General features: G+C 61.0%; 20 protein-coding genes and 1 pseudogene. 14 read left to right on the forward strand and 7 right to left on the reverse strand.

Annotation, left to right across the window (positions count from 1 at the left end; translation table 11 throughout):
• From BTO02_RS11215 to msrB, 4 genes are all read right to left on the reverse strand, one after another.
• A complete protein-coding gene (locus BTO02_RS11215) occupies positions 1 to 834 on the reverse strand; it encodes an HvfC/BufC N-terminal domain-containing protein (RefSeq protein ID WP_442953398.1) in 834 nt (277 codons plus the stop codon).
• Positions 824 to 1,720: an MNIO family bufferin maturase gene (gene bufB / locus BTO02_RS11220; protein WP_075157099.1), complete on the reverse strand. Its 897-nt coding sequence runs from the start codon at positions 1,718 to 1,720 to the stop codon at positions 824 to 826. Before bufB ends, BTO02_RS11215 begins: the two co-directional genes overlap by 11 nt.
• Before the next feature lie 52 nt (positions 1,721 to 1,772).
• Complete coding sequence (locus tag BTO02_RS11225) at positions 1,773 to 2,087, reverse strand: BufA1 family periplasmic bufferin-type metallophore (protein WP_075157100.1); 315 nt, start codon at positions 2,085 to 2,087, stop codon at positions 1,773 to 1,775.
• 339 nt (positions 2,088 to 2,426) lie between these two features.
• Positions 2,427 to 3,011, reverse strand: a complete 585-nt coding sequence (gene msrB / locus BTO02_RS11230) for a peptide-methionine (R)-S-oxide reductase MsrB (protein WP_075157101.1) — start codon at positions 3,009 to 3,011, stop codon at positions 2,427 to 2,429.
• A gap of 183 nt (positions 3,012 to 3,194) precedes the next feature.
• Here msrB and BTO02_RS11235 point away from each other — a divergent pair, with 183 nt between their 5' ends.
• Positions 3,195 to 3,935 (forward strand): response regulator transcription factor, encoded by a 741-nt coding sequence (locus BTO02_RS11235; RefSeq protein ID WP_075157102.1) that lies wholly within the window; start codon positions 3,195 to 3,197, stop codon positions 3,933 to 3,935.
• Between the two features lie 34 nt (positions 3,936 to 3,969).
• Positions 3,970 to 5,457 (forward strand): sensor histidine kinase, encoded by a 1,488-nt coding sequence (locus BTO02_RS11240; protein ID WP_075158787.1) that lies wholly within the window; start codon positions 3,970 to 3,972, stop codon positions 5,455 to 5,457.
• A gap of 94 nt (positions 5,458 to 5,551) precedes the next feature.
• Here BTO02_RS11240 and BTO02_RS11245 read toward each other — a convergent pair whose 3' ends face one another.
• From BTO02_RS11245 to BTO02_RS11255, 3 genes are all read right to left on the reverse strand, one after another.
• Positions 5,552 to 6,016 (reverse strand): hypothetical protein, encoded by a 465-nt coding sequence (locus BTO02_RS11245; RefSeq protein WP_156883803.1) that lies wholly within the window; start codon positions 6,014 to 6,016, stop codon positions 5,552 to 5,554.
• A 175-nt stretch (positions 6,017 to 6,191) separates the two neighbouring features.
• Positions 6,192 to 6,701 carry an H-NS family nucleoid-associated regulatory protein gene (locus BTO02_RS11250; protein ID WP_075157104.1) on the reverse strand — a complete coding sequence of 170 codons (510 nt, stop codon included), beginning with the start codon at positions 6,699 to 6,701 and terminating at the stop codon, positions 6,192 to 6,194.
• 96 nt (positions 6,702 to 6,797) lie between these two features.
• Positions 6,798 to 7,148, reverse strand: a complete 351-nt coding sequence (locus tag BTO02_RS11255; protein WP_075157105.1) for a hypothetical protein — start codon at positions 7,146 to 7,148, stop codon at positions 6,798 to 6,800.
• A gap of 394 nt (positions 7,149 to 7,542) precedes the next feature.
• Here BTO02_RS11255 and tkt point away from each other — a divergent pair, with 394 nt between their 5' ends.
• From tkt to BTO02_RS11310, 12 genes and pseudogenes are all read left to right on the forward strand, one after another.
• On the forward strand, positions 7,543 to 9,624 hold the full coding sequence (tkt, locus tag BTO02_RS11260) for a transketolase (RefSeq protein WP_075157106.1): 2,082 nt from the start codon (positions 7,543 to 7,545) through the stop codon (positions 9,622 to 9,624).
• A 6-nt stretch (positions 9,625 to 9,630) separates the two neighbouring features.
• Positions 9,631 to 10,611, forward strand: a complete 981-nt coding sequence (gnd, locus tag BTO02_RS11265; protein WP_075157107.1) for a phosphogluconate dehydrogenase (NAD(+)-dependent, decarboxylating) — start codon at positions 9,631 to 9,633, stop codon at positions 10,609 to 10,611.
• A gap of 166 nt (positions 10,612 to 10,777) precedes the next feature.
• The gene (locus tag BTO02_RS11270; protein ID WP_198039133.1) at positions 10,778 to 11,452 is read left to right on the forward strand and encodes a TolB family protein; all 675 of its coding nucleotides are present in this window, start codon (positions 10,778 to 10,780) and stop codon (positions 11,450 to 11,452) included.
• 291 nt (positions 11,453 to 11,743) lie between these two features.
• Positions 11,744 to 12,487 (forward strand): winged helix-turn-helix domain-containing protein, encoded by a 744-nt coding sequence (locus tag BTO02_RS11275; RefSeq protein ID WP_075157109.1) that lies wholly within the window; start codon positions 11,744 to 11,746, stop codon positions 12,485 to 12,487.
• A gap of 290 nt (positions 12,488 to 12,777) precedes the next feature.
• Positions 12,778 to 14,010 (forward strand): epoxide hydrolase family protein, encoded by a 1,233-nt coding sequence (locus BTO02_RS11280; protein ID WP_075157110.1) that lies wholly within the window; start codon positions 12,778 to 12,780, stop codon positions 14,008 to 14,010.
• Positions 14,011 to 14,452: 442 nt separating this feature from the next.
• Positions 14,453 to 15,001 (forward strand): GNAT family N-acetyltransferase, encoded by a 549-nt coding sequence (locus BTO02_RS11285; RefSeq protein WP_075157111.1) that lies wholly within the window; start codon positions 14,453 to 14,455, stop codon positions 14,999 to 15,001.
• Positions 15,002 to 15,126: 125 nt separating this feature from the next.
• Positions 15,127 to 16,008, forward strand: a complete 882-nt coding sequence (locus tag BTO02_RS11290) for an EF-hand domain-containing protein (protein ID WP_083615082.1) — start codon at positions 15,127 to 15,129, stop codon at positions 16,006 to 16,008.
• 256 nt (positions 16,009 to 16,264) lie between these two features.
• Complete coding sequence (locus BTO02_RS11295) at positions 16,265 to 17,803, forward strand: IS3 family transposase (protein ID WP_075157113.1); 1,539 nt, start codon at positions 16,265 to 16,267, stop codon at positions 17,801 to 17,803.
• 286 nt (positions 17,804 to 18,089) lie between these two features.
• Positions 18,090 to 18,986 carry an oxidoreductase gene (locus BTO02_RS11300; RefSeq protein ID WP_075157114.1) on the forward strand — a complete coding sequence of 299 codons (897 nt, stop codon included), beginning with the start codon at positions 18,090 to 18,092 and terminating at the stop codon, positions 18,984 to 18,986.
• Between the two features lie 31 nt (positions 18,987 to 19,017).
• Positions 19,018 to 19,287 carry a hypothetical protein gene (locus tag BTO02_RS34760; protein ID WP_198039134.1) on the forward strand — a complete coding sequence of 90 codons (270 nt, stop codon included), beginning with the start codon at positions 19,018 to 19,020 and terminating at the stop codon, positions 19,285 to 19,287.
• Positions 19,284 to 19,479, forward strand: a pseudogene (locus BTO02_RS11305) (hypothetical protein). Before BTO02_RS34760 ends, BTO02_RS11305 begins: the two are co-directional and overlap by 4 nt.
• 61 nt (positions 19,480 to 19,540) lie before the next feature.
• The gene (locus BTO02_RS11310) at positions 19,541 to 20,716 is read left to right on the forward strand and encodes an LLM class flavin-dependent oxidoreductase (protein ID WP_232243334.1); all 1,176 of its coding nucleotides are present in this window, start codon (positions 19,541 to 19,543) and stop codon (positions 20,714 to 20,716) included.
• Positions 20,717 to 21,053: the final 337 nt, after the last annotated feature.

The raw sequence follows: 21,053 nt of genomic DNA on the forward strand, positions 1-21,053 counted from the left end.
TCAATCTCCACGTTGAATGGCGCTCAATACGCCGGATGTGATCATCCCGTTCAGACTGGACGGGAGATCGAAAGATGGCGCTGCGTCGAAGGCCGCCGCGACCGCGGCGCCCAACGGTTCGCCTGCGATCAGCGCGTTCAGGAACACCGCGCCGCCGTCGGGCAGGCGCGACACGATCACGTCGTGTTCGGGCCGCGTCACGAGCGCATCCTCGCTTGTGCCCGCATCGAGCGGTTCAAGCAGTTCAAGCGGTTCGTCGGGGCCGTCGCGCCGGTTCATCGCGAAGATCGCAACCGCCGCGTAAGCGGAACGCACGACGCGCGCGGCCGGATGCGGCGTGAACCGCAGTTCGCCCAATTGCGTGGGGTCGATTCCTTCGAAGACGCGCATCGGCAGAACCGGCAGGTCGGCCGCATGATAGGCATCGAGCCACGCGCGTTCGATGCGCGCGACGTCCGCAAGCCACGGCATCGCTTTCGCGTATTCGTACTGTTCGATAAAGCCGGGAAAGTCGCGGCCGTATTCGAACAGCAGAGGCGAGACCGGAGGCGTCGCGCGAATGTGAAACCGCGCCATTGCCCTGAAAAATTCGATACCGGTAATGCGCTGCACGGCAGGATAGATTGCCGCAAGCGCGTCGATCAGGCTGACCGTGACGTTGTTGCGATAGACGTTGTAGCGCTTCACAACGCCTTTTTCTGCGTTTTTCCGCGTGTCTTTCTGCACGCAGCCCATGACGTCCGGCGGCGCTTGCACGTCGGGGTTCGTCAGGCCGTGCGCGAAGGCCGCTGCAAACCCCGCTGTGCGCATGTTGCGGCAGTCTTCAGACGTCATCGAAGCGATCCTGCGTAACCGGAATCCGACGCGGTTCCATGAGCTCCCTTGCTGCGAGTGCCTGCGCTCGTAGCACGGGCCACGCGGGGAGCTTGCTGTCCCATTCGATAAGCGTGGCGGTGGGGCCGATGCGCTCGATGACGTTTTCATAGAGTGCCCACACAGAATCGGCGACAGGGCCGTCGTGACTGTCGATCAGCAGACGCTCGTCTTCGTCGTCGAGCTGCGCGGCGTGACCGGCCAGATGGATCTCGTCGACATGGTCGAGCGGGAACGCATCGAGGTAAGCCGATGCGGAGTAACCATGATTCGTTGCCGATACGAATACGTTGTTGACGTCGAGTAGCAGACGGCAGCCGGTACGGCGCACGATTGCCGCGATGAATTCGGTTTCGCTCATCGTCGCCGATCGAAAGGCGACATAAGTCGATGGGTTTTCGAGCAGGATTGGCCGCGCGATCGCCTGCTGCACTTCGTCGACATGCCGGCACACGCGCGCGAGCGTGTCCTCCGTGTACGGCAACGGAAGCAGGTCGTTGAAGAACTTGCCCGCATGCGTGGACCAGGCGAGATGTTCGGACACGAGCGCGGGTTCATAGCGTGCGACGAGGTCGCGAAAGCGCGCAAGATGCTCGCGGTTCAACGGCTCGCTGCCGCCGATCGACATGCATACACCATGAATCGAAAGCGGATAATGCTCGCGGATGGCCGCGAGCATGCGATGCGGAGGGCCGCCGGCGCCCATGTAATTCTCCGCGTGAACCTCGAAGAATCCATGTTTGACACCGTCGGCCAGAATCGCTGCGAGATGCTCGTGCTTGAAGCTCGTGCCGACCCATCCCGCAGTCTCCGACGTCGGGTGACGGGGCCGCATGTCTGCGCGCATGGCCTGGGTGCCAGTCGATCCGCTCATCACAGTCCCCGTCCGATACCGTCGATCAGGACTTGATCGGCGTCAGCGAGCCGTGATTGCCGGCCGGCGTCACGATGTCCGTGCACGTGCCCGCCGGCGTGAACTTCCACGAATTGCCCTGGAAGTCCATCGTCGACGTACCTTGACACGTCGTACCGGGACCTGCCGCGCAGTCGTTCTGTCCTTTCAGTGCGACGCCAAAGCACTTCTCCTTGTGAGCAGCCGTTGCCGCGCTGACTTCAGCCTTGGTGAGCGGCGCAGCGTGAGCAGCCGTTGCGAGCAGGGTGGCGACTGCGCTTGCGAGCAGGGCGGAACTAACAGCGGTCTTCTTTGCAGACATTGACATCTCTCCATTGAGTTGGACTGGCGTACCGCAACGGGTACGGTCGCCGATATTAACCAGGAGTTCATACGATTGCAGCGGGCCTGTGCGCAGGTCCGCCGAATCGGGCGCTCTCCTGATGAGGCCTTTAGCGAACTGCCCGAACGCACGCGTTCATTACATGTTCGCCTCGCCACACCTTGCGCGCCGCCCGCTTTGAGCGGCGCGATGTTGTAACCGGTAACCGCCATTTATACAGACAGGCAATAGGCCGGTTATTTTTGACATTCTTGTGAAAATTAATCAACAATATCCCGATGCGAAGTCGGAGATACTGGTGAACGAGGCATCCCGCGCTCAGGTTGAACGGGGGATGAAATTCATCGCAAGCCCGTTCATGCAATAGCGCAGCCCCGTCGGTTGTGGCCCGTCGTCGAACACATGGCCCAGATGACCGCCGCACCGGCTGCAATGAACTTCGGTGCGTGTCATGTGAAACGAACGGTCGGTGTGAGTGGCTACGGCATGATCGAGCGGTGCATAGAAGCTCGGCCAGCCGGTATGGCTATTGAACTTGGTGCGCGACGAAAACAGTTGTAAAGCACAACCGGCGCAGGCAAAAACGCCGGGCCGGTGTTCATCGTTGAGCGGGCTCGAATACGGTCGCTCGGTCGCCGCTTCGCGCAGCACCGCGAATTGTGCGGGCGTGAGCAGGTCGCGCCATTGCGCTTGCGTATGCACGACGTCGAAGTGTTCGGCGGCGGCGGCTTCGTCGGCTGCCGCAGGTTCGTTCGATACCGCCGGCGTGCCGCCGGCCGCACCAGGCAGCACACCAGGCAGCACACCAGGCAGCACACCGGCCAGCGCGCGCCACTGCGTGAGCGCGGCGAGCGCCGCAAGCGCGGTGGTTCCCGCCAGAAGAACGCGTCTACGGTATTTCAAGGCAGCCTCCGTACAGATCGGGCCGTCGTCCGCGTGTGGAACGCCCGTGCCGTTTCGAACATGTGGTGAGACTAACGGCTGCCAGGTGTCGAAGTCCTCACGGAAAGTTAAATTTATCGTGATAACTGCGCAGCCGAAAGCCTGCACAATATCGCCGGTCGTCACTGTTCCCGTTCAATCTCCATGGCTCAAGCGAAGCGCGTTCTGATCGTCGAAGACGATGTCGATATTGCCAACGTGCTGGGTCTGCATTTGCGCGACGAACAGTACGAGGTCGTGCACTGCGCGAACGGCGACGACGGACTGCGCATGTTGTCGCAAGGTGGCTGGGATGCGCTCGTGCTCGATCTGATGCTGCCGGGCGTGGACGGCCTCGAAATCTGCAAACGCGCGCGCGCGATGGCGAGCTATACGCCGATCATCATCATCAGCGCGCGTTCGAGCGAAGTGCATCGCATCATCGGTCTCGAACTCGGCGCTGACGATTACCTTGCAAAGCCATTCTCGGTACTCGAACTGATCGCGCGGCTCAAAGCGCTGCTGCGCCGTGTCGACGCGATGGCGAAAGACTTGCGCACCCAGGCCGGCATCCGTACGTCGTTCGGGCTGTCGATCGATCCGTTGACGCGCGAGGTCAGCATCGATGGCAGGCGTGTCGAACTCACGCCGCGCGAATTCGATCTGCTTTACCACTTCGCGAGCCACCCCGGAAAAGTGTTTTCGCGCATGGATCTTCTCAATACGGTATGGGGCTACTCGCACGAAGGCTATGAGCACACGGTCAACACGCATATCAACCGGTTGCGCGCGAAGATCGAAGCCGACCCGACCGAACCGGTGCGCATCGTAACTGTCTGGGGGCGTGGATACCGGTTCGACGCGAACCCTGCATCGCAGGCCGGCAGCGGCCCGACCGGCGCCTGAACGCCCCAAACGTGCCGCGAAAAAGGACACGAACGTGAATCTGTCGCAGCGCCTGTCACTGGTGTTTTCCGCATTGCTGCTCGCGTGCTGTGCGGTCTCGGCATGGCTGCAGATTCGCGCGAGCGATCTGCACGACCAGCAGGTTATTCAGGGCGTGTCGCGCGATCTCGCATCGCATATCGCGCAAAACGGTCCGCTGATCGACCGGAGCGGACCGCGCGCCGACATGCTGCGCGCGCTGTTTAGCCAGTTGATGGCGGTGAACCCGAGCGTCGAGGTGTATCTGCTCGATGCAAATGGCGCGATCAGGGGCGACGATGCGCCGCCTGGCCATGTGAAGCGCAATCATGTCGACGTGCGCCCGATACGGCGCTTTCTTGCCGGCGATGCGCTGCCGATTTTCGGCGACGATCCGCGCAGCGTTTCCGGCCGCAAGGTGTTCAGTGCTGCCGCATTGCCCGGTGCGAACGGCGCGACGGCCGGTTACATCTATGTGGTGCTGCTTGGCGAAGCGCATGACAAATGGGCGGCGCGCATCGCAAGAAATGCCGTTTTGCGCACCACGCTATGGTCGATGACGCTCGTCGCGCTGGCCGGCCTGATCGCCGGCCTGATTGCGTTTCGCCTGATCACGCGGCCGTTAGGCCGCCTGACGGAGGCGGTGCGCGATTTCGATGCCGGCGATGAAAGCGGCACCGCGGCCAAGCTGTCGTCGCTCGGCCTGTTGTCCGCGCAGGGCCGTGCGCACGGCGAGATCGCGATACTCGAACGCGCCTTCCAGCAGATGTCGAACCGGATTGCACAGCAATGGCGGGAGCTGACCTACCGCGACCAGGAGCGTCGCGAACTGATCGCGAATATCTCGCACGACCTGCGCACGCCGCTGACGTCGCTGCATGGTTATCTCGAAGCGCTGTCGTTGAAGTTCGAGCAGTTGCCGCAGCCCGAGCGCCGGCGCTATCTGAGCATTGCGCTGCTGCAAAGCGCGAAAGTAGGGCGCCTCGCGCAATCGCTATTCGAACTCGCGCGGCTCGAGCATGGCCAGATCCAGCCTGAGCCCGAAGCGTTTTCTCTTGCGGATCTGCTACAGGACGTGTTCGAGAAGTTCGAGCTCGCCGCCGAGGCCCGCCGCATCAGTCTGCGCGCGCAGATTTCGACGCGTTTGCCCGACGTTTGCGCAGACCTCGGCATGATCGAGCGCGTGATGACGAATCTGCTCGACAACGCGATCCGGCATACGCCGGAAGGTGGAACGATCGAAGTCGAACTCGCCTCCGCAAACGGCAAGGTCATGGTCACGGTTAGCGACACAGGCCGGGGTATTCCGCCAGAACTGCGCGACAGCCTGTTTCAGCGGCCCGTCAACGTGGGGGGCGCACAGCGCGTGGGCGGACTGGGCCTGCTGATCGTGCAGCAGATTCTGCACTTGCATGGCAGCGCCATTGCGCTCGTCGATCGCGAGGGGAAGGGCGGCACGTTCGCGTTCACGCTCGATACGGCGGTGGCGACTGCGGAGCGCTAGCGCGATAGTCAGGTGTTCCAGGCGCCGTATGGATTCGGGTGTGCGCCCCTCAACCCTGGCGCAGCCTGCGACACGAGCGGAACATTGCCGGACTTCAGAAGAGCCGCTTCGATGCGGGCGCGCATTGCCATATCGGCGCGGAGGCGGAATAGATCGCGGCTTCGTCGTAGAAACGGTAGTCGCCGGTCAATCGGTTGAGCGTATGCGTTTCGCCGTTGAATGCCGTACCCGACTGGTCGCGCGACTGCGTGGTCCATTTGATTTCCGTGTCGGACACCTCGGCACGTGTGCCGTTGACCGTATCGGCGTCGAGGTCGATAGCGAGACTTTGCGATACGCGCTCGCCTTGCACGGTCGCATTGCACAGGAGTGAGAACTGATGCCGCGCCCCTACCGGTTCGGGAATTCCGGCTTGCGCCGGCGCTTGCACAGGCTCGGGTGCTTGCTCCACTACCTGCTGCCGAGCCGGCGCGGGTGGGGAAGCGGCCACCGCCGCGGCGGCGGCAGCCGTCTCGTCGGGCCGCTTGACTTCGTAACCGGCAGCCTCGAGAACGGACATGGCCTGACCGACATCCATCGCCGGCTGCGCCTTTCCCGCGCTGCAGTCCTTCACATCTTCAGCGCGACGCTCGCAGCCGCTCAAAAGAACGGACGCAACGACGACGAAAAGCGCGACTCTGTGCATGGCCTACCCCAAGGCTCGTTATACGTTGCCGGTCGAATCTGCGGTCGACTCAGATCAGATACTGGCTGCGGTCCTTGACATTCCTGATCCATGCGGGAGGACGCGCATGGCCGCTCCAGGTGGCGCCCGTCTTCGGGTCGCGGTATTTCGGCGGCAGCTTGCCTTTTGCCTGAACGCTGACAGTCTGCTTGCGAGCAGCCTCGCCGCTGTCGATCAGAAAGCGCGTGCGGTCCTTCACTCCCGCAATCCATCGCGGCGGCCGCGCGTGGCCGCTCCATGTTTCACCGGTGGCGGGGTTCATATACTTGGGGGGCAGCTTGCCTTGGCCTTTGACTTTGCCTTGACCCGAGGCACGCGCAACATTGCCTGCGCGCCGCGCTTTGCGACCATCGCCACGCGTTTCGCCAAGATGCGCAGCCACATCGGCGACGCTCAAATCGTGCTTCTCCATGATGCCGCGAATGCGCTCGATCACTGCCGAGAGCTGTTTTGCCGCGGCTTCTTCGGCCTGTGCCCGCAAACGTTCAATCTTTCTCTGGATTGTTTCCAGCGTGGCCATTGTCTTCTCCGTACGCAAATGGCCGCACTTTGCCACAGAACATGCTCAAAGCGCCATCTTTTGTTGGCTGCTTCCGGTCAGTCACATGATCGAAACTCAAAGCGCCTCGTGACAGAGCGTCATCATTCTTTGCACCATCGTGCTCGCTTCGTTGAGCTCCATTTCTTCGGTGAAGAGGGCCGACACGCTAGAGAGGCGCACCGCGATTCCCGCGCTTTCGAGGTCGTCGCGCGCGATCTTCAGCGCAAGCTGACCGATATGTACGCGCTCGAGCCAGCGCATTCTGGTGTCGTTCTTGCAAAGCCATTGGCGACAGCATTGCACCACATGGTCGACGCGCCACTCCTGGGTCAGCGCGTACGAAGCCGCGGCGACTGCGACGAGGAAACACAATAGCTCCGCTCGCGCAGGGGTCGCCGGGGTCGATTCGGTGAATTCGCGTTCCATTTCAGTTGATGTCCCTATTTTCCGCTCCGCATTCGGGCTTCAAGCACGGATCAGCTTGCGCCCGGCACACGACACATGCGGACGTCGATGCGAGATTCAATCGGCTAATGGTAGCAGCAAGTATTGAAGCGACACGCCAATTGCGGCTGACCGCATAATCAACCGAGTAATTTTTCCCGGCGCTCACACGGTGTCTGCTTGCGGCGCATTCGCCTGACGGTCGCTGCGATCTCGCGAACGCATCACGTCAATTCCTGAAACATACCGTGTGGACTGCCGCGGCGCACCTAATCTGCAATGCGGCTTCGGAGGCACTACACTTGCTCAATCGACCTGGTTGCCCGCTGCGGCATCTGGTGTGCCGCAGCACACTCTGACAAGGGAGTCGTCGCTTATGTCCTCTGCACCGAACCTCGATCGCCTCGCCATCGACACCATCCGCACGCTGTCGATGGATGCCGTCCAGAAGGCCAATTCAGGCCATCCCGGCACACCGATGGCGCTAGCCCCGGTCGCGTTTCATCTATGGCAGAACCATCTCAGGTATGACCCCGACGCACCGAACTGGCCGAATCGCGACCGCTTCGTGCTGTCGGTCGGGCACGCATCGATGCTGCTGTATTCGCTGCTGCATCTGTACGGCGTAAGAGAAGTCGATGCGCAGGGCAAGCCGACCGGCAAGCCCGCGGTGTCGCTCGACGACATCAAGCAGTTCCGGCAGCTCGACAGCAAAACACCGGGCCACCCGGAATACGGCATGACGACCGGCGTCGAGACGACGACAGGTCCGCTTGGCCAGGGACTCGGCAACAGCGTCGGCATGGCGATGGCCGCGCGCTGGAAAGAAGCGCACTTCAACCGGTCGGACGCGACGCTGTTCGATTACCGCGTCTATGCGCTATGCGGCGACGGCGACATGATGGAGGGCGTCTCGCACGAGGCCGCTTCGCTCGCGGGTCATTTGCAGCTCTCGAATCTGATCTGGATATACGACAGCAACCGCGTGACGATCGAAGGACATACCGATCTCGCGTATAGCGACGACGTCGAGGCGCGTTTTCGCGGCTACAACTGGAACACGCTGCACGTCGACGACGCGAACGATGCGGCCGCCTTCGAATCCGCACTGCAAAAAGCGAAAGCGACAACCGACCGGCCGACGCTGATCGTCGTGAAAAGCATTATCGGCTGGGGTGCGCCGCATAAGCAGGACACCTCGGGCGCACACGGCGAGCCGCTCGGCGAAGAAGAAATCAGGCTCGCGAAGCGTGCCTACGGCTGGCCCGAAGATGCGCAATTCCTCGTGCCCGACGGCGTCATGGATCACCTCGCGAAGGGCATGGGCGCGCGCGGCAAGAGCGCACACAACGCGTGGCAAAAGCGTTTCGATGCATACGGCAAGCAGTATCCTGAACTTGCGAAGGAATTGTCGCTGATGCTCGAATCGAAGCTGCCCGATAACTGGGACGCCGACATTCCGACCTTCGAAGCCGACACGAAAGGCATCGCGACGCGCGAATCGTCGGGCAAGGTGCTCAATGCGATCGCACAGCGTATTCCATGGATGATCGGCGGCGCGGCCGACCTCTCGCCGTCGACGAAAACGAATCTTAAGTTCGAAGGCGCAGGCAGCTTCGAGCACGGCAGCTATGCGGGCCGCAATCTGCACTTCGGCATACGCGAGCATGGCATGGGCGCAGTCGCGAATGGCCTCGCGCTGTCGGGCTTGCGGCCCTATGCATCGACGTTCCTGATTTTCAGCGACTATATGAAGCCGCCGATCCGCCTGTCGGCGATCATGGAAGTGCCGGTGGTCTATGTGTTCACGCACGATTCGATCGGCGTCGGCGAAGACGGTCCCACGCACCAGCCGATCGAGCAGCTCGCGTCGCTGCGCGGCGTGCCTGGGCTCACGACGCTGCGGCCGGCCGACGCGAATGAGGCCGCCGAAGCGTGGCGAGTCGCGCTCACGCATCCGCACGAGCCCGCGTGCATCGTCGTGACGCGCCAGCCGCTGCCGACACTCGATCGCAAGAAATACGCGCCGGCCGAAGGCGTGCGGCGCGGCGCTTATGTCCTCGCGGACGCCGAAGGCGGCAAGAAGCCCGAGGTGCTGTTGCTTGCAACCGGCAGCGAGGTGTCGTTGTGCGTCGAGGTTTACGAGAAACTGAAGGCCGAAGGTGTGGCGGCGCGCGTCGTGTCGATGCCGTCGTGGGACATCTTCGAAAAGCAGGATCTGGCCTATAAGGAGTCGGTGCTGCCGCCCGACGTGCATGCGCGCGTCGCGGTCGAGCAGGCCGCGACGCTCGGCTGGGACCGCTACGTCGGACGTCTCGGCTCGCAGATCGTTATGCATACGTTCGGCGCCTCGGCTCCGTTGAAGGCCTTGAAAACGAAGTTCGGCTTTACGCCGGAGCGCGTCTACGAAGCAGCGAAGAAACAGATCGAGCGAGTGAAATCCAACGGCAAGGAGTGACACATCATGCAGATCGGAATCGTGGGATTGGGGCGCATGGGCGGCAATATCGGACGCCGGCTCATGCGCGGAGGGCACCAGTGCGTCGTCTACGACCACAATCCTCAGGCGACCGAAGCGCTTGCGAAGGAAGGGGCGACCGGTGCGAAGGATCTCGGCGATCTGGTCGCGAAGCTCACGGCGCCGCGCGTCGTGTGGCTGATGCTGCCGGCCGGCAAGATCACCGAAGACACGCTGGGCGATCTGCGCAAGATCCTCGGCAAGGACGACGTAATAATCGACGGCGGCAACACCTTCTACAAGGACGATATCCGCCGCGCCGCGCAGTTGCGCGAGCAAGGGCTGCACTATGTGGACGTCGGGACATCGGGCGGCATCTGGGGACTCGAGCGCGGCTACTGCATGATGATCGGCGGCGAGGACGACATCGTGAAGCGCATCGATCCGATCCTCTCGGTGCTCGCGCCGGGGGCCGGCGACATTCCCGCCACGCCGAACCGCGAGGGACGCGACAAGCGTGTCGAGAATGGCTACATGCACGTGGGGCCGGTCGGCTCCGGGCATTTCGTGAAGATGGTGCACAACGGCATCGAATACGGACTGATGCAGGCGTATGCCGAAGGGTTCCACATTCTCGAGCACAAGGGCATGGCGGAGCTGCCGGAAGGCCAGCGATACCAGATCGATCTCGCCGACGTCGCGGAAGTGTGGCGGCGCGGCAGCGTCGTGTCGTCATGGCTGCTCGACCTGACGGCGGGCGCGCTCGCGCAGGACAACACGCTCGAACATTTTTCGACCGAGGTCGCCGACAGCGGAGAAGGGCGCTGGACCATCGAAGCGGCCATCGAGGAGGCGGTGCCCGCGCAAGTGCTGTCGGCGGCCCTCTATACGCGGTTCCGGTCGCGCGATGCGGGGGCGTTTCCTGAACGGATGCTTTCAGCGATGCGGTTTGGATTCGGCGGGCATAAGGAGTTTCCGGTCAAGTAACAAAGCGGGAGGGCGGTTCCTGCGGCAGTTTCCCGGCGGTTTCCCGGCGGTTTCGGATTGAAGATCGGCCTCAAGACGTTCGATGCGTGGCCGATATAGACGGTATCGACAATCCGGCGATGGAGGCAGGCCTGCGCTCCATCGCCTGCTCATCAGGACACCGCCCATGAGACCGGCCCTACCGGCGATCGCCGCAGCTTGCGCTGCGCTTTGCTTTTGCACCTTCGTATTCCATGCGTGCTGGGCTGCCGCTCCGATCGGCTCGGTGTCGGTACAGGAAGGCAACATCGTTTACACGGCGCCCGGCGGCGCGACCGAAGTACTGACTGAAACGGGCGCCGACGACGCGCCCGCAATCTCGCCGACCGGCGACGCGGTCGCCTTCACGAGGCAGACGCGAGGCGTCGACGAGGCGAACGACAGTCCGGCCGTGCGCGATCTGTGGGTCATCCATCTGAAAGATCACAAAGCAGTCCGGCTCGTAACCGGCAAGTCCAAGGGAAAAGAAAAGCCGGAACGCGTGCTTGCGGACATCGATCATCCGATTTTTTCGCCTGACGGCGCGACTGTTTATTTTCTGACCGCGGCAACCGATTCGACCGCGGCCATCCACGCCGTACCGACATCGGGCGGGCCGCAACGGTTCGTCGCCGACGGCAATGCGCTGAGCGTGGTATCGCGCGGCAAGTATCTCGGGGCGCTGCTCATCGAGCAGCATCGGGAGATGAGCGGGCATGGCTCGTGGGATCCGTCGGTGCTCGTCTCGTCGACCGGGAAGACGATCAAGGTGGTCGGCGAGGATCCGTACGCGCTGCGCAGCGTCGAAGCGGAGAAGAACTGAAGCCCCGTTCCGGATTGGTAGAGGTCGCCTCCTGTCGCGCGCTTTTTTCCACGCTTTTTTCCGCACTGCTTTCCGCGCCGGCGTTCGCGATCGCCGGCGATCAGTTCACCGGCCGTTGTCAGCTTGACGCAGCGCGCTGCCGGGATTTTCAGGCAACACAAAATTGCCTGCGGCAACTGATTGCGCTATCGACACCTGTTTTTCTCGCATAGATTCGACACGACCAGTCGAAGGCAAAGCTGCGGCTTGACGCCAGCATCGACGGCTTCGCTAACCTCCGGTTAAGTCAACATGAGTCTTGAATTCGAATGCGAGCAGCGAGCAGGGCGGGCCGGGCGAATCATTGTGGTGGACGACGAAGTCAGGCGGCTCGATGCGTTGCAGGGCTTTCTGACTTCACAAGGTTTCGAGGTGCGGACGGTCGGCCACCGCGCGCGCCTGTATCGATGGATCGAACTCGAACCGTTCGATCTGCTGATACTGAACACCACGATGCAAGCGGACGACGGGTTGTCGGTGTACGAACGCCTGCGCCTCGCGGGGCGAGCGATCCCGACCTTGATGCTCACTGCCGGCGACGGCCCGATCGGCCGTGTGAACGGCTTTGCAAGCGGACCTGACGACCATCTCGCGTGGCCGTTCTTGCCCGATGAACTGATGGCGCGCATTCGCGCAATTTTCCGGCAGAGGTCCGTGCATGGCGACCGGCAAATCGATCGCAAGCGCGATCTCATCTTCGGACGGTTCTACTTCGACATGGCACTGCGCCAGCTGACGAGAGACGGCAGCGTAGTCGACCTCAACACCGCAGAGGCGCGGCTGCTCGCGGCACTCGCTGCCACACCGAATCAGGCCGTGAGCCGGGAAAATCTGCTGGTCCGGGCGCGAGGGCGCGACTACGGCGCATCCGGCCGCAGTATCGACGTGCGAATCCGGAGACTTCGCCAGCTACTCGAGGACGATCCGTCGAGGCCCAGATTAGTCAGGACGGTCCGGGGCCTCGGGTACATGTTGGTAGCCGAGGTTATGACTTGATCGCTCGCGCAGGGGGCCTTGTTGACCTTCGCGTGATGACGCCCCACGCCATTGTCCAGCCAGCCAATACGCACGCGTCGGGGAGCGGTTGCTTTGCACATCGCTTCCGCCGGCACAAGGATGATGCGCCGGCCACTGTAACCAAAGTGCTACTGGCGACGAACTGATCTGTATGCCGGCCTGCGCCGCGTACGGACGCGGGACGAACGCGCGGCTCAAGCGACGTAAGCGGCTTAAGCAACGTAAGCGGCGGCCTGTCGCGCCGTCGCCGCACACCAGACGACCCCAACATGACTTTAACCATCACACCGTTTCGCGTCGACATTCCCGACACGTTGCTTGACGACCTGCAACGACGCCTGCGTGCGACGCGCCTGCCCGACGATCCCGGCAACGACGACTGGCGTTACGGCGTTAATGCGCGCTACCTGTCGAAACTGCTCGATTACTGGCGCGATGAGTACGACTGGCGCGCAGTGGAACGTCGTATCAATGCGCTGCCTAATTTCCGCGCGGTGGTCGACGGCACACCGATCCACCTGCTGCACATTCGCGGCCGCGGCCCCGCACCGATTCCGTTGATCATCACGCACGGCTGGCCGTGGTCGTTCTGGGACATGCACAAGGTGGTCGGCCCGCTGAGCGACCCGGCCGCGTTCGGCGGCGATCCAGCCGACGCGTTCGACGTGGTGGTGCCGTCGCTGCCTGGCTACGGATTTTCCGGGCCGCCGCCGCAGTCCGGCGTCAACTTCTGGGAGACTGCCGAGCTGTTGCACCAACTGATGACCGCTGGTCTCGGCTACTCGCGCTATGCGGCGAGCGGCGGCGACTGGGGTGCGCTGATCACGTCGCAGCTAGGCCATCGCTACGCGTCGAGCCTCTATGGCATCCACCTGATGCATGCAATGCTGCTCGATCAGTTCGGCACGGACCGACCCTGGGATGCGACCGCGCGTGCCTGGGACACGAACAGCGCCAACCGCGCGTCCGATCGGACGTCCGAGCAGCGCAACGCATTGCTGATGAGCCAGGCGAAGTTTGCCTCGCACTATGCGGTGCATGTACTCGACCCGCAGACGCTCGCCTATGCGCTAAACGATTCGCCGGCCGGCCTGTTGGCGTGGCTGCTCGAGCGCTGGCGCAATTGGGGCGACAGCCAGGGCGACGTCGAACGCGTTTATACACGCGAGCACATGATCACCACCGCGATGATCTACTGGGCGAGCGGCACGGCCGGCTCGTCCATGCGCGCCTACGCGGATGCGGCACGCCGGCTTTGGCGGCCCGCACATTCGCGCATGCCGCCGGTCGAAGCCCCGACTGGCATCACGTTTCTCGGCGGGGAGAATCCACCGGGCGTGACGGTCGAGCAGCGAGCCGACGTGTTTCGCACCGGTCCGCGTGCGGCGTTTTTCAATCTTGCGTATCTGAACGCGCATGCACGCGGCGGGCACTTCGGCTATTACGAAAATCCGGACGCGGTCGTACACGACATCCGGATGATGTTTCGTGCGATGCGCTGATGTTTTCCGGCGAGATTCAGGTCTGCCGGTCAACACTCTTATTACCTGCCGGCTTGGGCGTGACACTATCCGCGCAAAACAAAACAAAACAGATGAAATATACAATGCGTGTAACCGGATAAATCATCTTTCTCACGCCCGATTTTATTTAAATTTAATAATAAAACTGCGGTAAAACCCAGGAAAATGGTGCTTCGCTTTCGTGCCCGCTTGCGTCCCGTTCCAGCAGTTTCTTCGAAATTTCGAGTTGCCTGCCAAGCCTTCACTGGGTGCGTATAGACGCAATACAACATCTAAAGCGTGACGATTTCATATCGAGAATGCGATGCGATCAATTTGAAGTGCCCCAGCAGATCATGGCGGCATGCCATGACGATCAGTGGCGGCGTAATAATTTCTGATTCTGCATTAGCAACTCAAGCCAAACAGGGATGCATAAACCATGAGTACTTTCGATATACGAAGAGCCAGACCCGGTGATGAAAGAAGCCTTTCGTTTTTAGGGCAGGCGACAATGCTGCAAACTTACGCTGGCATAATCAGCTCTCGAAATCTCAATGACCTGATCGAAACGGAGCAGACACGGGAAGATTACAGGGCACTTCTGGACAACCCCAACGTCTCGATCTGGCTGGCGGAAGTCGAGCGTGGCCAGGCCGCAGTGGGTTACCTCGCTCTCGCGCCCCGACCGGATGGCGAAGCGACCGGCGAGCCCGGGAAAGCGGTGCTTGAAATCAAGCGACTGCACGTTCTTCACCGATTCCATCGAAACGGCCTGGGCAAACGGCTCGTTGACGAGGCTACCAAGGAAGCCCGGCTACGCAAGGTCGATAAGCTGGTGCTGGTCGTGAATGCGCTGAATGATGAAGCGATCCAGTTCTATCGGACATACGGCTTTCTAAAAACCGGCGACACCAGCTATAGAGCCGGTGACATGGACTATCCGTGTTACCTTTTCGCACTCGATCTCGGCCCTCGTGCGATCGGCTAGCCGTCAAACGCCTGAATTCCGGTTCGAAGCGTTCTCTGAGATGAACGGGCTGCCACCACGCAAGCAGCGTATGACCTGTTGTCGATGGCAACAACTCTCGAAGCTTCGTTTTCACGTCATGCCAGATGAGTCGATTACATATCCGAAGCAATGAAATTGAATGTGATTCCGGACTATCGATCAATGATCGCCTGATAACGCATCTTTTCACACTGCTTTTCAGGCTTTCGACGCCGGAACGAGTTGCTATTCTCATCCAGAATAAGCAGTGCCCCGAGAGTTTCGCACCACGACATTGCCCGCCCAGCGGTTCAAGAATTGCTCTTATCGACGGAGAAGTCGCCATGGGACTTACGCCCCTCACTGAATTGTCCAATAGCGCATACACCGCCATTACCGAAAAGCATTCATCGAGATACGATGGCGATATGGCATTTGTGGTGCCAACGCACGTATCGTCCGGGCAACCTTCGACCGGCAGCGGTTCCGGCATCCCATCTGACGAGCAGCAGGCAGCTTCGCAGCCGATTACCTTCGATCCGAGCGCCATGGGGTTTGCGGAGCTTGCGGCGAAGGGGATTACCGCGTGGACGCTTTACTCCAATCCGCTGGACTCCGAGACTGCCGGGTCGGTCTCGACAGCGGCTGCCTCAGGCCCACTTGTTCGGCTCGATGGCAGCGTATCGAAGGCCGAGTTTGAAAAGCTGGTGCGTGACTACGGTGGCAGCAATGCACAAGCAGACCAGCTTTTCAACGCGTTCGATGCAAATGGCGACGGTTCTGTTTCCCATAGCGAATTTCTCGCGGGCCTCGCAAAGGTCGACGGCGACGGTGGCAGTTCCGGGTTTTCACAGAGCTTAGGGCAGTTGATGGATCATCATGGCAATCATGATGGCCGGGTCGACAACATGGAATTCGGCGATTTCGAAGCCGCGTTCGTGCAAGCCGAGAATTCCTCTGCCAAACCAGGCGTAGAGGCGGCGGGATTGTCCGACCTCAACACCTGAGTTCACGCATCACGGGTTCGGGCGCCGGTGAACGTTGTCGTTCAACGGCGCCCGTGGCCGAACGATGGGCAGGTCTGACGCGGCGACGGAGCGCTGTTGGTCGTGCAGGTTAAATGGATGCACGCAAGCTGGGTTCGATGTTCAATCGATGTAATTTGACATAATATAAATTAGCACCAGAACGCCTGTAACGGCCATTTAGTAATGTCTGGTTTGGGGGTGCGGCGGAATTCTTGGACTATTTGGGAGCTAGTCCATGTACTCGTACGAAGACCGCATCCGAGCGGTCAAGCTCTACCTGAAGCTTGGAAAGCGGCTTACAGCGACCGTTCGTCAATTAGGCTATCCGACAACGAAGTCTCTCGAACGTTGGTATCACACGTACGAGCGATGTCTGGATTTGCCGAAGGAACGTATTTGCCTGAGGCCGCGCTATTCGGAAGAACAAAAGAAGGCGGCCACAGACCACTATATGAGCCATGGCCAGTGTCTGGCTGCAACGACGAAAGCGTTGGGGTATCCGGGACGCGGGACGCTTGTCGCCTGGCTTGACGAGTTGCATCCCGAGCGAACGAAACGCGTTCTCGGGAAGGCTTCGGGTATTCGGCATACACCAGAGCGCAGGCGGACAGCGGTCATCGATCTGTGCACTCGACGCGAAAGCGCAGAGGAAGTTGCTAAAAAGATTGGCGTGAGCCGCCCAACGCTGTACAACTGGAGAAATCGGTTACTCGGTCAGGAGGTTGCTTCAATCATGATACGCCGCAACGATCCGCCGGAGAGCTCCGAGAAAGCGACGCTGGAGCAGCAGGTCGAATCACTCCGACGAGACATCCGGAAGCTCCAGATCGAACACGACATCCTGAAGAAGGCCAATGAAATAATAAAAAAAGGCCTGGGCGTCGACCCGCAACTCCTGACGAATCGGGAGAAGACAATGCTGGTTGATGCCCTGAAACAGACCTACACGCTGCCGGAGCTTTTTGCGGAATTGGGGCTCGCCCGTAGCTCCTACTTCTATCACCGGGCACGGATACAGACTGCCGACAAGTACGCTCGTGTACGCCTTGCCATCGCAGATATCTTCGAGCTCAATCACCGCTGCTATGGATATCGCCGGGTGCGCGCGGCACTTGGCAGGCAGAAAGTCTTCATCTCGGAGAAGGTCGTTCGGCGCCTGATGAAGCAGGAGCAGCTAAGCGCGGCCACAACGAGGCGACGACGATACGGCTCCTACGCTGGAGAAATAGGTCCGGCTCCCGAGAACCTTATCAACCGCGATTTCCGGGCAGCAGCACCGAATGAAAAGTGGCTCACAGACATCACGGAGTTCCAGATTCCTGCCGGTAAAGTCTATCTGGCGCCGGTTATTGATTGCTTCGATGGGCTTGTGATCAGTTGGTCGATCAGTACGCGACCAGACGCCGAGCTTGTGAACACGATGCTCGATGCCGCCATCGACGCAATCGGTAGTAGCAGTAGCCGACCTGTTGTCCATTCAGATCGCGGTGCGCATTATCGCTGGCCAGGCTGGCTTACCCGGATACGTGAGGCCAATCTGATTCGCTCAATGTCGCGCAAGGGCTGCTCGCCCGATAACGCGGCGTGCGAAGGCTTCTTTGGACGACTGAAAACGGAACTGTTTTACTCCCGGGACTGGCAGACCGTCAGCACCGACCAGTTCATTGAGGTCGTCGACTCGTACATTCGCTGGTACAACGAGAAACGGATCAAGATCTCGCTTGGCGCACTCAGTCCGATCGAATACCGGGAGAGCCTCGGGCTCACGACATAAACCAGTCCAAGAATTCCGCCGCACCCCCGACACGGCGGCCAACCGTCGCCTGATCCATGAGTATGTGGTCTGTCTTTGACATCGAACGATCGCGCAATTTTTCTTTCGATCGCGGCTTCGGCACGTGCCGTCGGATCGCCGGCTGCATCTGCTTGAACGAAACGCCTGTGGTGTTGCCATGATCGGAACGATCGTGTCAGTTTTTCTAAAGAAAGGCGTTAATTTAAGTGGTTTGTCCGCATGGTTTAGAGAACTGTATCCTTCGCGTGACAGAAAGGATAAAAGAATGACAAGGCTCAAATGCTCACGCATCGCACTCATTGGCCCAGGGGCAATCGGCACCACCGTGGCTGCCGCACTGCATGAGGTTGGACGCACACCCGCACTCTTCGGCCGCACCGCTCACGAACGGCTGGTATTGCATTTCGAAGGCGGTTCCATCAGCGTGCCGGGACCGGTGAAAACCGACCCCGCCGATGTCGCGCATGAGTTCGATCTCGTTTTCGTGGCGGTCAAGTCGACCCAGATCGAAACCGCCGCACCATGGCTTGCCGCATTGTGCAGCGAGAAAACGGTTGTCTGTGTGCTGCAAAACGGCGTCGAACAGCAAGCCCTGTTTGCGCCTCACGTGCCAGGCTGCCCGGTGCTGCCATCGGTGGTGTGGTTTCCCGCCCAGCGCGAGCCGGACGCATCGGTGTGGCTGCGCGCCGAACCGCGCATCACCCTACCCGACACCCCTCACACCGGCCTCGTGCTGGCGGCGTTGCGCGACACGCGCTGCGCGGTCGATGTAGCGGCGGACTTCACTTCCCTGACATGGCGAAAGCTTTTGCAAAACGCGGTCGCTGGACTGATGGTGCTCACGGGCCGCCGCTCCGGCATGTTTTCCCGCGCCGATATTACCGCGCTATCGCTTGCCTATCTCCGCGAATGTCTCGCGGTCGCACGCGCGCAAGGAGCTACCCTCGATGACGACGTTGCGCAGCAGATTGTCGACGCGTTTCATCGTTCGCCCGCCGATCTCGGCACCTCGATTCTCGCCGACCGCAAAGCGGGCCGACCGCTCGAATGGGACAGCCGTAACGCGGTCGTGCAGCGACGTGCGCGCTTGCACGGCATTGCCACTCCGATCAGCGATTTCGTGGTGCCGCTTCTCGCGGCGGCGAGCGACGGTCCTGGCTAAGATACCGCCGTGCCCCTAAACGGCGTGCTTCATGTGCAACGGCGCAGAGCTCTTCGAATTCCGGCAGTCGGGCAATGTCTGCACACCTGAGCACGTGGCCGCTATTCGGTTTCATCACGGTTGTCCTTCACTCCAGTTCCTGCAACTGCTGATGCAATACCTCGACGCGTTGCAGATGCGCGCTGCCGCGCTCGCGCAGACGTTCCGCCACCAGCGAGCAGATCAGATTGACGATGGCGGCGATCCGCTCACTTCAAGGGCAACTTCGCAGATCGCTGTTCGCTGCAGGGCGCGAGCGTGACAGGCGGGACGGACGAATCGCTGGTCACACAGTCGATGTTCTGGCCGGCGCTCCTCGGCGAACGGTGCTTGCAGATGGATCGTGCGCACACGTTCGAGCCGGACGCAGCGCCGCTCGTCACGCATACGTTTCAACATATTCCCGGATGGCGGCGTCTCGCGCCTGCGACTCTTCGGCCACGCGGAACAATGATGCGACGCGATCGGGCCGAGCGCTCGATCGCGGTGCCACCATCACGCACCGAACGCGTACGTTGGTCACCGGAATCGGCCATTCCGTGATGTCTGGTTCGGGCCAGGTCAGGATGTCCGTCCTTTCAGGCTTGGCAGCGTCCCGCTGCCGATCGCGCTATGCTTCGTCGACATCAGACACCTTCCCCATCGAATGCATACGCACCAAGATTGAAATGAAAAAGATCGGCTTTCTCTCATTCGGCCACTGGGCCAATTCCCCGCACTCGAACGCACGTTCGGCATCGGATGTCCTGCTGCAATCCATCGAACTCGCGGTGGCCGCCGAGGAACTCGGCGCGGATGGCGCGTATTTTCGCGTTCATCATTTCGCCCGCCAGCTCGCGTCGCCGTTTCCGCTGCTTGCTGCCGTCGGCGCCAGAACCAGCAGGATCGAGATCGGCACTGCTGTAATCGACATGCGCTACGAAAACCCGCTCTATATGGCCGAAGACGCCGGCGCAGCCGATCTGATCGCGGGCGGACGGCTGCAGCTTGGCATCAGTCGAGGCTCCGGCGAACAGGTGATCGACGGCTGGCGCTATTTCGGTTACGCGCCGCAGGAAGGCGAAACGCATGCCGATCTGGCGCGGCGCCATACCGAGGTGTTTTACGAGGTGTTGCGCGGCGAAGGTTTTGCTCAACCGAATCCGCGGCCGATGTTTGCGAATCCGCCGGGCCTGCTGCGCGTAGAGCCGCATTCCGAAGGCCTGCGCGAACGGATCTGGTGGGGCTCGGGCTCCGACGCCACGGCGGTCTGGGCGGCCACGATGGGGATGAACCTGCAATGTTCGACACTGAAGAACGACGAGTCAGGCCGCCCTCTGCACATTCAGCAGGCAGAGCAGATCCACGCTTACCGGCAGGCGTGGAAGGAAGCTGGCCATCATCGGGAACCGCGCGTGTCAGTCAGCCGCAGTATTTTCGCTTTGATGAACGATCAGGATCGCATGTATTTTGGGCGCGATTCCCATAGCGAGGACACCGTGGGTCTGCTGGACGAGAACATCCGCGCAATTTTCGGCCGCACCTACGCGGCAGAGCCCGACAGGCTCGTCGAGCTGCTTGCAAAGGACGAGGCGATTGCGCAAGCCGATACGTTGCTTCTGACCGTGCCCAATCAGTTGGGTGTCGAGTATTGCGCCCATGTGATCGGCTCGATTTTGACGCATGTCGCGCCAGCGCTCGGATGGCGATAGATGCGGATGTTGCGGCTTGGCTGGTAGGTCTTGCATTCGCTCGTATGCGTCCTCAAGCCCCCGTACCAAACTCCCCCCTAACCCCGCCGTCTCGGCGGCGGCCGCCGCGTTTTCCAGAAGATTAACGGATATGTTAAACATGGCGAAAATTCGCTAATTTAGGCTGTCATCTGATTGGAAATGGCCCGCGTCGGTCATGGCCGTTTATGGAAAGAAGCCGCTAACTCGAAGCCTGAGATTCCGCTGTTGGTCGCGCGAAGCCTCATATGGAGTGCAGATACGACACTTCTCAATGTGGCGTCACTGCGCGCATGGTGACTTCTGGTTACTATCGGCA

Origin of the sequence: Paraburkholderia sp. SOS3 (assembly GCF_001922345.1) — a bacterium.
GTDB lineage: Bacteria > Pseudomonadota > Gammaproteobacteria > Burkholderiales > Burkholderiaceae > Paraburkholderia.

Coding starts and splice junctions, on each gene's coding strand:
- BTO02_RS11285 (WP_075157111.1), top strand. CDS start 14,453: ATGAGTACTTTCGATATACGAAGAGCCAGACCCGGTGATGAAAGAAGC.
- BTO02_RS11255 (WP_075157105.1), bottom strand. CDS start 7,148: ATGGAACGCGAATTCACCGAATCGACCCCGGCGACCCCTGCGCGAGCG.
- BTO02_RS11290 (WP_083615082.1), top strand. CDS start 15,127: ATGAGTCGATTACATATCCGAAGCAATGAAATTGAATGTGATTCCGGA.
- BTO02_RS11235 (WP_075157102.1), top strand. CDS start 3,195: ATGGCTCAAGCGAAGCGCGTTCTGATCGTCGAAGACGATGTCGATATT.
- BTO02_RS11275 (WP_075157109.1), top strand. CDS start 11,744: ATGAGTCTTGAATTCGAATGCGAGCAGCGAGCAGGGCGGGCCGGGCGA.
- BTO02_RS11300 (WP_075157114.1), top strand. CDS start 18,090: ATGACAAGGCTCAAATGCTCACGCATCGCACTCATTGGCCCAGGGGCA.
- BTO02_RS11295 (WP_075157113.1), top strand. CDS start 16,265: ATGTACTCGTACGAAGACCGCATCCGAGCGGTCAAGCTCTACCTGAAG.
- BTO02_RS34760 (WP_198039134.1), top strand. CDS start 19,018: ATGTGCAACGGCGCAGAGCTCTTCGAATTCCGGCAGTCGGGCAATGTC.
- gnd (WP_075157107.1), top strand. CDS start 9,631: ATGCAGATCGGAATCGTGGGATTGGGGCGCATGGGCGGCAATATCGGA.
- BTO02_RS11270 (WP_198039133.1), top strand. CDS start 10,778: ATGAGACCGGCCCTACCGGCGATCGCCGCAGCTTGCGCTGCGCTTTGC.
- BTO02_RS11280 (WP_075157110.1), top strand. CDS start 12,778: ATGACTTTAACCATCACACCGTTTCGCGTCGACATTCCCGACACGTTG.
- bufB (WP_075157099.1), bottom strand. CDS start 1,720: ATGCGCGCAGACATGCGGCCCCGTCACCCGACGTCGGAGACTGCGGGA.
- BTO02_RS11215 (WP_442953398.1), bottom strand. CDS start 834: ATGACGTCTGAAGACTGCCGCAACATGCGCACAGCGGGGTTTGCAGCG.
- BTO02_RS11245 (WP_156883803.1), bottom strand. CDS start 6,016: ATGTCCGTTCTCGAGGCTGCCGGTTACGAAGTCAAGCGGCCCGACGAG.
- BTO02_RS11250 (WP_075157104.1), bottom strand. CDS start 6,701: ATGGCCACGCTGGAAACAATCCAGAGAAAGATTGAACGTTTGCGGGCA.
- tkt (WP_075157106.1), top strand. CDS start 7,543: ATGTCCTCTGCACCGAACCTCGATCGCCTCGCCATCGACACCATCCGC.
- BTO02_RS11225 (WP_075157100.1), bottom strand. CDS start 2,087: ATGTCTGCAAAGAAGACCGCTGTTAGTTCCGCCCTGCTCGCAAGCGCA.